The following is an 11,837-nucleotide window of genomic DNA, read 5'->3' as shown; positions in this document are numbered from 1 at the left end:
AAGGAGTAATTATATATGAATATAAAACTTGAATTATATAAGGTTTTTAACGCAGTTGTAAATAATAAGAGTTTTTCTCTTGCTGCTAAAGAATTGTTTATGTCACAGCCAGCTGTAAGTCAGTCAATAAAACAATTAGAAGAACAATTAGATACTTTGTTGTTTTATAGAAATAATAAAGGTGTAAAATTAACTCCAGAGGGAAAAATTCTAAGTGAACATGTCAATACTGCATTAAAGTTAATAGCATCAGGAGAGGACAGAATAAATAAATTTAAAAAATTAGAATATGGTTCTCTAAAAATAGGAGTAGGAGATACAGCTGCACGTTTTTTCTTATTAAAATATTTAGAAATTTTTCATAAGAAGTATCCACATATACATGTATCTACAATAAATAGAACGAGTAGAGAACTTATATCGTTACTTAAAGATGGTAATATAGATATAGCAATTATAAACATGCCAATAGAAGATGATACACTAAATATTGTTGAATGTATTGAAATACATGATATATTTGTGTGTGCAAATGATTACATAGAATACAAAGATAAAAAAATATCACTAGAAGAATTAAATACATTGCCCTTAATAATGCTAGAAAATAAAGCAAATTCAAGATTTTATGTAAATGAATATTTTTTATCAAAAGGTATAAAACTAAACCCAGATATAGAATTGGGTTCTCATGAATTACTTTTAGAATTTGCGTATATAAATCTTGGCGTATCTTGTGTTATAGAAGAATTTAGCGTAGATTATCTGGAAAACGGAAAATTATTTAAATTGGATATAAAAGAGCCAATACCTAAGAGAAATATAGGTTACTGTCATTTAAAAGATATATCCTTGTCCTTAGCAACAAAAGAATTTTTAAGTATGATATCTAGCAATATATAAATTATAATACATATTTTACAAGTAGATTAATATAAAAATAGAGATAAGTTAGTAAGTTTAAAAGATTCATATAATAACTAGCTTTTATTGAAAATAAAAATAAGGTTAATTTGAGAACATTTATATAATTAATATCGTATTTTAAATATGAACAGTGTATTTAGATTAATGTATAAAGGGGGATTAGAAATGTCTGATTCTGAATATCCTCAAATGAAAACCTTAGAAACTAGAAATTGTATACTAAGACCTGCATCATTAGATGATGTTGAAGATTTTTTTGACTGTTATAAAAATAAAATAGTAGTAAAACATTTACCATTTAGTGAGCATAAATCTTTAGAAGATACAAGAAAATTTATAAAATCCTTTTTTCTAAATCCATATAAAAAAGGAAAAATTGGACACTTTGCTATAGTATATAAAAGAGATAATAAAGTTATTGGAAATATGGGGTTTAATAATATAAATCCTAAAGCATTGGAAGCAGAAATAGGTATATGTATAAATCCAAACTATTGGGGACATGATTTTGCTACTGAGATAACCAAGAGAGTAATACAGTATGGATTTAAAGAACTAAACTTAAATAAAATAATTGCAATAACCTATGAAGAAAACCAAAATTCTACAAAATCATTAGATTTATTAGGATTTAAATTCACAGGAAAATATATCAAAAAAATTCATGCTGGAAACATTGTAAAAAATATTCCTTGTTATCAATATGAATTGAAAAAACAATAGATATACCATTTAATATTTATGATAATTCATTTAATATTTATGATAATTATTTAGTAATGATTGTTTTCTAAATAAAATTTCAATAAAGTGGTTGCCTCAAAATATAGATAAGCCTATTTTTGATTGTTGAAATACCTAAAATACATTTGATTTTATAAAAAAAAGAGTGTCTCATTAACTTTTTAGTTCGCGAGACACTCTTTTTGAATAAATCGTATTTTAATTAAAATAGTATATATCCTTAAAGTATTAATTTTTTATTAGTTCTCTAAATTTTTAAATCCTTCTCCAAGAACTTCATGTACATCTGTAACAATAACAAATGCAGTAGGGTCAGTCTTTTTAACTAATCTCTTTAGATAAAGTTCTTGCTTTTTAGAAACTACGACTAATAGAACTTCTTTATTTTCTCTAGTGTACCCACCTTTACCATCAAGAATAGTAAGTCCTCTATCAAGTTCTTCAGTTATGGCTTGTCTTAAACTTTCAGGCTCCTCGGAAATAATAAAAAATGCTTTTGAATGGTCAAACCCTTCCATTATCATATCTGCTATTTTTATTAATACACAAAGTGCTATACCAGAGTAAAGTGCAGTTTCTAAACTACGATTTACTATACCAGAAGATATAACAACCATTCCATCTAGACACGACATGAATTTTGTAGCTTTTATTCCTGGGAATTTCTTACTAAGTATGAGTGCAATTAAGTCTGTTCCCCCAGTAGAAGCATCTGATTTAAACATTATTCCTAAACCTATACCAACTAAGATTCCTCCTGCAATAGCAGACAATAGTAAGTCATTAGTAAATCTTAACTTTGATAATGGGTCTGTTAATTGGACTATAGCAGAAAACACGACTGTTCCAAATAACGTTTTTAATGAATTTTTTGTACCCATAATTCTAAAAGCAAGTATTACTAGTGGTACACCTATAATTAACATGATAGCTGATACTGGAAGTCCTGTAACTTTGTTTAATACTAATGATAGACCACTAAGCCCTCCAGGAGCAATTGTGTGTGGTTTTAAAAACATATTTATACCAATACTCATTGATATACAACCAAAAAATAGTCCAAGCATTTCAAGTAAAATTGGCGACTTTTGTTTTTTCATATAAACACCTCCATGAACTTGTCACAATTTAATATTATAACATATTTGCCCAGTTTATATTATATAAATTTTCTTGATATAAGTAATTTCAAGTATTTCATTATTCTTAATATTTGTGAGTTTTTATATAGTGTTTTCGCATCCTTAATGACGTTGTTACTTTCCTGCGAAAATTTTTATATAGTATAATTTTTAGTTCTTTTATAAAGTATCCCCTATAAAAAGGGTTCTATGAAAAATTTCTCTATACTATTTAATGTATATAGACATTTTGTGTATAATTATAAGGTATTTAATAAATAATTTTATCTTACTTTTATATGTTATCAAAATGATTTATTAAATACAACATATGACTTGATAACATAAGTAAATTTTGCATATATGAATTGGACATTATCAAATGTGTTATAATATTAAAGCAACAAATAAAATTATTATATTTTTTAGAATAAAAATTTTATTTGTTTACTAAGTTTATGATAGGGTATTTACTTAAGGTAATAAAATATCATATAAAATATTTTAAAGCATTAGCAATATTAGGTAGAAGTTTTAGTAAAATATGTAAAAACTAATTGATTATGTACCTTATATGGGTATATAATAGATATTGTTTTAATAAAATATTTGAAAGGGAATGATTTAATGAAAATTACTTTACCAGAAACAGCTATTGATACTTTGAAAAGTATCTTAAAAGACAATCAAGATAAACCTAATAATATAAGAGTATACTTTGCAGGTGTTGGTTGTGGAGGTCCTTCTTTTGGATTAGCTTTAGATGAGAAAAAAGAAGATGACTTAACTTATGAAGTTGGAGAATTACAATTTGTAATGAGCTCTGATGAGTATAGTCAGTATGGAGATATAATAATAGAAGATACAGGATTTGGATTTAGAGTTATTCCTGAAAATATGAAAGATCAAGGTGGAGGAGGATGCTCTGGTTGTTCAGGGTGCCACTAAGATTAACTTTTTAGTAAGTTAAGAACTCTCTTTATAGAAATAAATTTCTATTTTAAGTGAGTTCTTTTTATTTTTTTGTGAGATAATGTATAATAAAAAATGTATTTTACTAATTTTTTATATGTAAGGAGAACTATTGTGAGAAGAAGACGAAAAAAAGGTGCAGATGAAAAACTTTTAAGTTATACAAAATATGTTTTAAGAGACGATATAGAAAAATTAAAGGGCAAGTGGAATTTGAAGTTTGGAAATGATAATCCAATACACGTTGAATTTGGAACTGGAAAAGGTAAGTTTATAACAACTTTAGCCAAACAGAACCCTGATATAAATTATATTGCTATGGAACTTAAGGAAGAAGTTCTTTTAAAAGCTGTTGAAAAAGCAGATGACTTTAATTTGAATAATATACTATTTTTATGGGGAGATGTAAGTAGTATCTTAGATTACTTTGATGATAAAGAATTATCTAGGATTTATGTAAATTTCTGTGACCCATGGCCTAAAAATAGATGGAGTAAAAGAAGGCTCACTCATTCTAGATTTTTAGAAATGTACAATAAGGTTTTGAAAGATAATGGCGAAATTCACTTTAAAACAGATAATGAAAAATTATTCGAGTTTAGTTTAAATGAAATTGCTGCAAATAATTGGCTATTGAAGAATATTTCTCTTGATTTAGGAAATAGTGAGTATAAAAATAATGTTACAACAGAGTATGAAGACAAATTTATGTCACAAGGTATGCGAATATTTAGATGTGAAGCTAAAAAACGTAACTAGCAATATGTTTATAAGTTTAATAGTAGAAATTTATTTTAATTTATATTAATAAAGTGTACGAAAGTAGGTATATATAACAAGGAAACAGAACCCTCTCATAGAAATTAAATTACTATGATAAAAAATTTATGTGGGAGGGTACTATGAATTTAGCTAATTTAATACCATTTATTATTTCTGCAGCAGCTTTAAGTCCAATAAATTCAAATGATAAGGTTTTAAGTGAAAATCAACTTAAAGATATTTTTCCTGATGCGAATCTAAGAGCAGTTGTAAAACGATATATAAACCCAGATGAGATAACTATAAGCAATATAAAGGCTTTGGATGGAGAATTTTATGCAACTGGTGAGAGCATTTCGAATTTAAAAGGTATATCATATCTTGAAAATGTAGACAATTTTATTTTTTGGAACAATAATATAAAAGAAGTTCCTAGAGAAGCTTTAAGTCTAAAAGATATGGATTCAATCAATCTTGCCAATAATTATTTGATTGATGACGGTGTAGTAAATTCTCTTTCTCATAATGGTGTAGATGTAAATTGCGATTTAAATTTTATTGATACAAAAGATAATCAGTATAAACTGGACTCTAAATATCATAATGTTGATATAGCAAAAGGTGAAAGTATTGATTTGAGAAAAATAATTACGAAGAAAATTGATAGTTATTATAAATACTGGGAAGTTACTGATAACCTTCCAAAAGATTTAGATTTTATTGTGTCTGTAAGTGATAAGAGTGTACTTTCATGTGAAGATATGATAGTTAAAGGTAATAAAACAGGTCAAGCAGTAGTAAAAGTTATATTAAGCAACAAAAATGATTTAAATACATCTCAAGAAGTTCTAATTACTGTCAATGTAAAATAATATGTAAACTTATTCAATCATTCTATTTTCAATTTAAGTGTATAATCAAAATAAAGGTTGCTAGTAACAGAACACTAATATTAGCGCTTTGTTACTAGCAACCTTATAGACACCTATAAAAAAATAGATTGTCTAAAAAATTCCATTTCTTCTGTTAGTAGCCCATATTCCTATTAAAATTATCAATGAATATATTATATACAAAACTATTCTTATATACTGGACATCTAATCCAAAAAATTCAATGTTATTCTGTGAGGTATGTAACATCACAAGGACTGCAGATATACCAATAAGCAAAGGATTGATTACTATTTGCTTATCAGTTCTTAAAATCATTATTTTACCCATCCAAATTATTGATAATATAAAAAATAAAATTTTAAGACCAAATTCTAATGTATCTACCAAAGCGAAAACATCCCTTCATTTATAATAAATTTTCAGCTCAACAAAAATATAAAACCCTATAAATAACTTTTAAGCCTGTACTAAATCTATAATAATATAACTCAATTAAGCACTATAAAACTTTACCTACATTAATATATACTACACTATACTTTAAATTTCTTAAACATAAATTAATGAAATTAACAAAATTTTATTCATAAGCATATAAAGATATATTTCACTATTTAAGTGCATATCATTATATATACAGTTTTAGGAGGTGAGGTATATGGAATCTAAATTTTTTAATTGGTACACTCAATCCTTAGGAGGAACTTTTGGCATTATATCATGTATATGCGCCTACTTAAATGGATACATGTTTGTTTATACAAATAGTGCTAGCAAATATTTTGAAAGTATAGGATTTTTGGGAATAATTTCAAGTTATACACTACTTCCACTTTGTATGCTTACTTTGGTATTTGGAGTTATATATTCTTATACTCCAGAAACATCCGACAAAAGTATTTTTAATATACCTTTTTTTACTTTAAATAAAAGATTAATACTTACTACAGTAGTTTTTGGTTTTATAGGCGCTAGAGTTTATTTTATAGTTCCTGCAATTTTAATAACTTTTAACCTATATAGCAATATTTTAATAGATAAACTAAAGTATATACTATGTAAGAATAAAGAAAATGATACTAATTTGAAAGAAAGCGAAGTCTAAATTGCATAATATTGGTATTTGTCTTAAAAATTCCCGAGATATTAATTTGCATTCTCTTGTATTTTGCAAAAAATATTGAATTTTATTCATTTTATACTTATAATTTATATTAATAATGGAAAATTAAAACAAATATAAGTTACTGGTTGTTAATTTAAAATTAAAAATATATATTTATGTGTTGATTCTCTAGTCAGCACTTTTTCTTTTATAAATTTGTTTTTTGTGATATAATATTAGCACCAGGTAATAATACAAGGGGGTAACAACATGAACATCAATGAAATTAAGGAACTATTAAAGGTTATAGACTCAACTAACTTAGAATATGTAAAACTTGAAAATAGTGATTTAAAATTAGAAGTATCTAAAAAAGCTCAAGCTACAAATTCACCTGTTTTAAGTGTACAACAAGAATCAGTAGTAGATCTTTCCTTAGAAAAGCCAGTTATAAATGATATACCTGTCGAATCTAATGAGAATTTATCGGTAGTAGTAGCTCCTTTGATGGGAACATTCTATGATTCTCCAAGCCCAGATGCAGATAGCTTTGTTAAGGTTGGCGATGTAGTTGAAGAAGGCGATACTTTATGTATATTAGAAGCAATGAAGCTTATGAATGAGATAACAAGTGAAATTAAAGGTGAAATAATTGAAGTATTAGTTGGTAATGAAGAACTAGTAGAATATAATCAACCTTTATTTAAGATAAAACCATTGTAGTAGGAGGTATTTAAGTTGATAAAAAAAATACTAGTTGCAAATAGAGGCGATATAGCAGTTAGAATCATCAGAACATGTAAAGAACTAGGTATAAAGACTGTTGCTATCTATTCTGAAATAGATAAAGATTGTTTTCATAGATATATAGCTGATGAATCTATTTGTATAGGGCCAAACAATATAAGCAAGAGCTATAATAATATAGAAAATATAATATATCTTGCTCTTAAATTAAAGTGTGACGCCATTCATCCAGGTTTTGGATTTTTATCAGAGAATCCTGAATTTGCAAAGCAATGTGAAGAGAACAATATTATTTTTATAGGTCCAACAAGAGAACAAATGATTTTGATGGGAGATAAATCTAGAGCAAGAGAAACTATGATGGAATTAAATATCCCTGTTGTTCCTGGTTCAGAATCTGTTTTGAAAACTAAGAAAGAAGCTTTAGAAGTTGCAAGAGAAATTGGATATCCTGTTATGATAAAAGCCTCAAGCGGAGGCGGTGGAAAAGGTATGAGAATCGTTAGAAAAGAAGAAGAGCTTTTTTCAAGTTTTGATATGGCGAGTTCAGAAGCTCTAGCAGCATTTTCTAATAGCGATTTATATATGGAAAAATTTATAGAAAATCCTAGACATATAGAAGTACAGGTATTTGGAGATAAACACTCAAATGCAATACATTTAGGTGATAGAGATTGTTCTATGCAAAGGAGAAATCAAAAAGTAATAGAAGAATCTTTAAGTCCATACCTTTCAGATGAAGAAAGACAAAAACTTCATAAAATCGCAGTAGATATAGTAAAAGGTGTAGGTTATATCGGTGCTGGTACTATTGAGTTTATAGTTGACAAAGATAAAAACTTTTATTTTATAGAGATGAATACAAGAATACAAGTTGAACATCCAGTTACAGAGATGGTAACAAATCTTGACCTTATAAAACTTCAAATATCTATAGCTAATGGGGATGAAATTCCTTTTAAACAAGAAGATATTACTTTTAGAGGTCATGCTATTGAGTGTAGAATAAATGCAGAAGATTCATCAAAGAATTTTGCTCCATCACCAGGTAAGATAGAATCGTTAAATTTACCTGGAGGTTTTGGTGTTAGATTTGATACTTTTGTATATGCAGGATATACTATACCACCTTTATATGATTCTATGATAGGTAAATTAATATGTTGGGCTGAAACTAGAGAAGAATGTATAAATAGAATATATAGAGCTCTAGATGAAATTATTGTAGAGGGTGTTAATACAAATGTAGAATTTCAAAAGGCACTTGTAACAAGTGAGGAGTTTAGAGAAGATACTCATCATACCAAATTTATAGAAGATGTCTTTATGAAGAAAGAATTTGCTACATTATAAGGAGTAAATAGATTATGATAAAAAAATTTTTATCATCAAAAGAATCTAAGTATGTTACGATTTCTTTAGATGACAACTTTAAAAAGAATAGTGTAGATGATAAATTTTGGACCTATTGCAAAGGTTGTGATAGTCATGTATTTAGAAAGGACATAGAAGAAAATTCATTTGTATGTCCAAAATGTTCAAGACATTATGGCTTAAGAGCAAGAAAAAGAATAAATTTATTGATTGATAAAGGAACTTTTATGGAGTTTAATTCTGATGTAGAATTTCAAAATCCACTAAATTTTCCTAAATACAAAGAAAAAGTAGACTCTTATAAGGAAAAAACAAAAGAGTCAGAAGCTGTTGTCACAGGTTATGGAAGAATAAATGGAATTAAAACAGTTATTTGTGTAATGAATCCTGATTTTATGATGGGAAGTATGGGTTCTATTGTTGGGGAAAAAATAACTTATTCAATAGAGTATGCTGCTGAAAATAATTTACCTATAATTATTTGTTCTGCTTCAGGAGGAGCTAGAATGCAAGAAGGTATGGTATCTCTTATGCAGATGGCAAAGACTTCTCAAGCACTTTCTAAACTTGAAGAAAAATCATTGCCATATATATCAGTTCTAACTGACCCTACTACTGGAGGAGTAACTGCTAGTTTTGCTATGCTTGGAGATATTATAATTTCTGAGCCAAATACGTTGATAGGTTTTGCAGGTCCAAGAGTAATAGAACAAACAATAAATCAAAAACTTCCTGAAGGATTTCAAACTTCTGAGTTTTTACTTGAAAAAGGTTTTATTGACATGATAGTAGATAGAAGAAAAATGAAGGAAGTATTATATCAAATTCTTGCTATGCACAAGAAATAGGGCATGAAGGAGGAACTGTTTTGATTGAAAATAATAGTGAAAAAATAAAGGTTTTGGAAAATGATATTAAACAATTAATAACTATTTCTGAGGCAAATAATATAGATTTAAGCGATAAAATAAATTCACTTAATGAGAAATTGGAAAAACTTAAAGAAGATGCCTTTTCACATCTATCACCATATGAGAAGGTAATGTTAAGTAGAGATATAAAAAGACCTACGACGTTGGAATACATAGAACATATTTGTTCTAATTTTTTAGAGCTTCATGGAGATAGGCTTTTTAAAGATGACCCTTCTATAGTTGGAGGAATCGGTCAGATAGGAAGATTTAATGTCACTATAGTTGGTCACCAAAAAGGAAGAGATACAAAAGAAAATATAAAAAGAAATTTTGGAATGCCTCATCCAGAGGGATATAGAAAAGCGTTAAGACTTATGAAACAAGCTGAAAAATTTAATAGACCGATAATAACATTTATTGATACATCAGGAGCTTTTTGTGGCCTAGAAGCAGAAGAAAGAGGACAAGGAGAAGCTATTGCAAGAAACTTACTCGAAATGAGTAAACTTTCTGTTCCAGTAATCACTTTTGTGATTGGCGAAGGTGGTAGTGGAGGAGCTTTAGGTATTGGTGTGGGCAATGATGTTTGTATGTTAGAACATTCAGTTTATTCTGTAATTTCTCCAGAAGGGCTTTCTAGTATTCTATTTAAAGATTCATCTAAAGCTAAAGAAGCTTGTGATGTTATGAAGCTTACAAGCAACGATTTATATGATTTAAAAATAATAGATAAGATTATAAAAGAACCTCTTGGAGGAGCACAAAAAGATATAGAAGCTGTTTCAAAAGAAATAAAAGCTTATATTTTAGAAAGATTAAATCATTATAAAGATATGGATAAAGAAGAAATTATAGCTCAAAGATATAATAAATTTAGAAATATTGGAAAATGCTTATAGAATATAAAGAAATTTGTAGTTTTTTTAGTATAAAATGGTTAAAAAAAATAAAGGTTTTCTTAAAACTATTATAGAAGTATATTTTTATAAAAGTATATTTTAAATGATGATTGTAATTAGTAAATGGCAATTATGATTTAGTACTTTAGGTAATGGATACTTTAACAAATTAACAAGGAGATGTTGAAATGGAGGTACTAAAAGTTTCATCAAAATCTAATCCTAATTCTGTAGCTGGAGCCTTGGCTGGAGTACTAAGAGAACGAGGCGTTGCAGAAATACAAGCTATAGGAGCTGGAGCTCTAAATCAAGCGATAAAATCAATTGCAATAGCAAGAGGTTTTGTTGCACCTAGTGGAATGGATTTAGTTTGCATTCCCGCATTTACTGATATAGAAATCGAAGGTGATAAGAAAACAGCCATTAAACTTATAATTGAACCTAGATAATATATCTCTTTATTAGAATTTAATTAAGTTTTAAAGGTTGGCTATAGAAATAGGATGCTATAGTGAACCTTTTTTGCTTTATATGTTTTATTTTATATAACTTTTAATGTATAATCTTAAGTAAACAAATAAGATTGGAGGAGATACACATTATGAAATTAAAATTATTTTTAGAAGAGTATGCAGTATGTAGATTAAGTAATGATAGTAAAATACCAACATGGATAGATACAGAAGGGTTTTACTCTATAACTAGAACTGATGATGAATTAAGTGTTGTATGCTTAAATAATAATGTTCCTTCTGATGTTAAGTCAGAAAAAGAATGGAGAATACTTAAGATACTAGGTCCTTTAGATTTTTCACTTATAGGAATTTTATCTAAGCTAAGTAGCTTATTAGCAGAAAATAAAATAAGTATATTTGCAATTTCTACATATGATACAGATTATATTTTAATAAAAGAAAAAGATATAGAAAATGCTTGTAAAATTTTAAACTGTAATGGATATGAAGTAGAGTAGTTAAATACTTTTACATGAGGCTTTAACTTATGATTTATATAGTCGAAATTTTAAAAATAAGTATGATAAATATCTTTTGTTTTGTAGGAATATTTATTGTATTTGGATTGATTTTTAGCATTACAGAAAATTTAAACAATAGATTTATATTTTCATCTTTTGGAAAAACTGGAATTATTGTAACTGGAGCTATAGGAACGTTTGTTCATGAATTGAGTCATTTGATTAAAAAATAGCTACGCACACTCGTGACTTTAGTCATGAGTTAGTAGCTATAATAGTCAGCATATAGGGAAACCTATATGTAGAGATAGGATAGAACCTATCCAATACTACTTGAATTGCTGGAAACCCCTAAAGCTAATCAAACTAAAACATAAGGATGAAATAAACCTAAGTGTGA

15 protein-coding genes are annotated in these 11,837 nt (G+C 27.3%); 13 read left to right on the top strand and 2 right to left on the bottom strand.

From position 1 onward, the window contains the following. The first annotated feature begins 15 nt into the window (after nucleotides 1–15). The gene (locus tag IR152_RS17950; RefSeq protein WP_227453219.1) at nucleotides 16–903 is read left to right on the top strand and encodes a LysR family transcriptional regulator; all 888 of its coding nucleotides are present in this window, start codon (nucleotides 16–18) and stop codon (nucleotides 901–903) included. 189 nt (nucleotides 904–1,092) lie between these two features. After that, nucleotides 1,093–1,650: a GNAT family N-acetyltransferase gene (locus IR152_RS17945; RefSeq protein WP_227453218.1), complete on the top strand. Its 558-nt coding sequence runs from the start codon at nucleotides 1,093–1,095 to the stop codon at nucleotides 1,648–1,650. A 260-nt stretch (nucleotides 1,651–1,910) separates the two neighbouring features. Here IR152_RS17945 and IR152_RS17940 read toward each other — a convergent pair whose 3' ends face one another. Beyond that, the gene (locus IR152_RS17940) at nucleotides 1,911–2,771 is read right to left on the bottom strand and encodes a YitT family protein (RefSeq protein WP_227453217.1); all 861 of its coding nucleotides are present in this window, start codon (nucleotides 2,769–2,771) and stop codon (nucleotides 1,911–1,913) included. Nucleotides 2,772–3,419: 648 nt separating this feature from the next. Here IR152_RS17940 and IR152_RS17935 point away from each other — a divergent pair. The 3 genes from IR152_RS17935 to IR152_RS17925 all read left to right on the top strand — a co-directional run bounded on the left by IR152_RS17935 (nucleotide 3,420) and on the right by IR152_RS17925 (nucleotide 5,398). Continuing rightward, entirely contained in the window at nucleotides 3,420–3,740 is a 321-nt protein-coding gene (locus IR152_RS17935; protein ID WP_003424083.1) for a hypothetical protein, read from the top strand. A 138-nt stretch (nucleotides 3,741–3,878) separates the two neighbouring features. Next, nucleotides 3,879–4,523, top strand: coding sequence for a tRNA (guanosine(46)-N7)-methyltransferase TrmB (gene trmB, locus IR152_RS17930; protein WP_227453216.1), 645 nt, complete (start codon nucleotides 3,879–3,881; stop codon nucleotides 4,521–4,523). A gap of 143 nt (nucleotides 4,524–4,666) precedes the next feature. After that, complete coding sequence (locus tag IR152_RS17925; protein WP_227453215.1) at nucleotides 4,667–5,398, top strand: hypothetical protein; 732 nt, start codon at nucleotides 4,667–4,669, stop codon at nucleotides 5,396–5,398. A 132-nt stretch (nucleotides 5,399–5,530) separates the two neighbouring features. Here IR152_RS17925 and IR152_RS17920 read toward each other — a convergent pair whose 3' ends face one another. Beyond that, nucleotides 5,531–5,809 carry a hypothetical protein gene (locus tag IR152_RS17920; protein ID WP_227453214.1) on the bottom strand — a complete coding sequence of 93 codons (279 nt, stop codon included), beginning with the start codon at nucleotides 5,807–5,809 and terminating at the stop codon, nucleotides 5,531–5,533. Between the two features lie 271 nt (nucleotides 5,810–6,080). Between IR152_RS17920 and IR152_RS17915 the strand changes: the two genes are divergently transcribed. From IR152_RS17915 to IR152_RS17880, 8 genes are all read left to right on the top strand, one after another. Then, nucleotides 6,081–6,527 carry a hypothetical protein gene (locus IR152_RS17915; RefSeq protein WP_227453213.1) on the top strand — a complete coding sequence of 149 codons (447 nt, stop codon included), beginning with the start codon at nucleotides 6,081–6,083 and terminating at the stop codon, nucleotides 6,525–6,527. A 270-nt stretch (nucleotides 6,528–6,797) separates the two neighbouring features. After that, nucleotides 6,798–7,250 (top strand): acetyl-CoA carboxylase biotin carboxyl carrier protein, encoded by a 453-nt coding sequence (gene accB, locus IR152_RS17910; RefSeq protein WP_227453212.1) that lies wholly within the window; start codon nucleotides 6,798–6,800, stop codon nucleotides 7,248–7,250. Between the two features lie 15 nt (nucleotides 7,251–7,265). Further along, the gene (accC, locus tag IR152_RS17905; RefSeq protein WP_227453211.1) at nucleotides 7,266–8,627 is read left to right on the top strand and encodes an acetyl-CoA carboxylase biotin carboxylase subunit; all 1,362 of its coding nucleotides are present in this window, start codon (nucleotides 7,266–7,268) and stop codon (nucleotides 8,625–8,627) included. A gap of 14 nt (nucleotides 8,628–8,641) precedes the next feature. After that, the gene (gene accD / locus IR152_RS17900) at nucleotides 8,642–9,496 is read left to right on the top strand and encodes an acetyl-CoA carboxylase, carboxyltransferase subunit beta (RefSeq protein WP_003424064.1); all 855 of its coding nucleotides are present in this window, start codon (nucleotides 8,642–8,644) and stop codon (nucleotides 9,494–9,496) included. Between the two features lie 20 nt (nucleotides 9,497–9,516). Next, entirely contained in the window at nucleotides 9,517–10,461 is a 945-nt protein-coding gene (locus IR152_RS17895; RefSeq protein WP_227453210.1) for an acetyl-CoA carboxylase carboxyltransferase subunit alpha, read from the top strand. 188 nt (nucleotides 10,462–10,649) lie between these two features. After that, nucleotides 10,650–10,910, top strand: coding sequence for a stage V sporulation protein S (locus IR152_RS17890; RefSeq protein ID WP_003428736.1), 261 nt, complete (start codon nucleotides 10,650–10,652; stop codon nucleotides 10,908–10,910). Between the two features lie 152 nt (nucleotides 10,911–11,062). Continuing rightward, nucleotides 11,063–11,434, top strand: coding sequence for an ACT domain-containing protein (locus IR152_RS17885; protein ID WP_227453209.1), 372 nt, complete (start codon nucleotides 11,063–11,065; stop codon nucleotides 11,432–11,434). A gap of 29 nt (nucleotides 11,435–11,463) precedes the next feature. Continuing rightward, nucleotides 11,464–11,670, top strand: coding sequence for a hypothetical protein (locus tag IR152_RS17880; protein ID WP_227453208.1), 207 nt, complete (start codon nucleotides 11,464–11,466; stop codon nucleotides 11,668–11,670). Nucleotides 11,671–11,837: the final 167 nt, after the last annotated feature.

This window comes from Clostridioides sp. ES-S-0108-01, from assembly GCF_020662285.1.
Classification (GTDB): domain Bacteria; phylum Bacillota; class Clostridia; order Peptostreptococcales; family Peptostreptococcaceae; genus Clostridioides.
This window is presented reverse-complemented; position numbering and strand designations above follow the sequence as displayed.

What these genes read in the sequence shown, in the direction of transcription:
- IR152_RS17915 (WP_227453213.1), top strand. Translation starts at nt 6,081, where the DNA reads ATGGAATCTAAATTTTTTAATTGGTACACTCAATCCTTAGGAGGAACT.
- IR152_RS17890 (WP_003428736.1), top strand. Translation starts at nt 10,650, where the DNA reads ATGGAGGTACTAAAAGTTTCATCAAAATCTAATCCTAATTCTGTAGCT.
- IR152_RS17885 (WP_227453209.1), top strand. Translation starts at nt 11,063, where the DNA reads ATGAAATTAAAATTATTTTTAGAAGAGTATGCAGTATGTAGATTAAGT.
- accD (WP_003424064.1), top strand. Translation starts at nt 8,642, where the DNA reads ATGATAAAAAAATTTTTATCATCAAAAGAATCTAAGTATGTTACGATT.
- IR152_RS17880 (WP_227453208.1), top strand. Translation starts at nt 11,464, where the DNA reads ATGATTTATATAGTCGAAATTTTAAAAATAAGTATGATAAATATCTTT.
- accB (WP_227453212.1), top strand. Translation starts at nt 6,798, where the DNA reads ATGAACATCAATGAAATTAAGGAACTATTAAAGGTTATAGACTCAACT.
- IR152_RS17945 (WP_227453218.1), top strand. Translation starts at nt 1,093, where the DNA reads ATGTCTGATTCTGAATATCCTCAAATGAAAACCTTAGAAACTAGAAAT.
- IR152_RS17940 (WP_227453217.1), bottom strand. Translation starts at nt 2,771, where the DNA reads ATGAAAAAACAAAAGTCGCCAATTTTACTTGAAATGCTTGGACTATTT.
- IR152_RS17935 (WP_003424083.1), top strand. Translation starts at nt 3,420, where the DNA reads ATGAAAATTACTTTACCAGAAACAGCTATTGATACTTTGAAAAGTATC.
- IR152_RS17950 (WP_227453219.1), top strand. Translation starts at nt 16, where the DNA reads ATGAATATAAAACTTGAATTATATAAGGTTTTTAACGCAGTTGTAAAT.
- IR152_RS17925 (WP_227453215.1), top strand. Translation starts at nt 4,667, where the DNA reads ATGAATTTAGCTAATTTAATACCATTTATTATTTCTGCAGCAGCTTTA.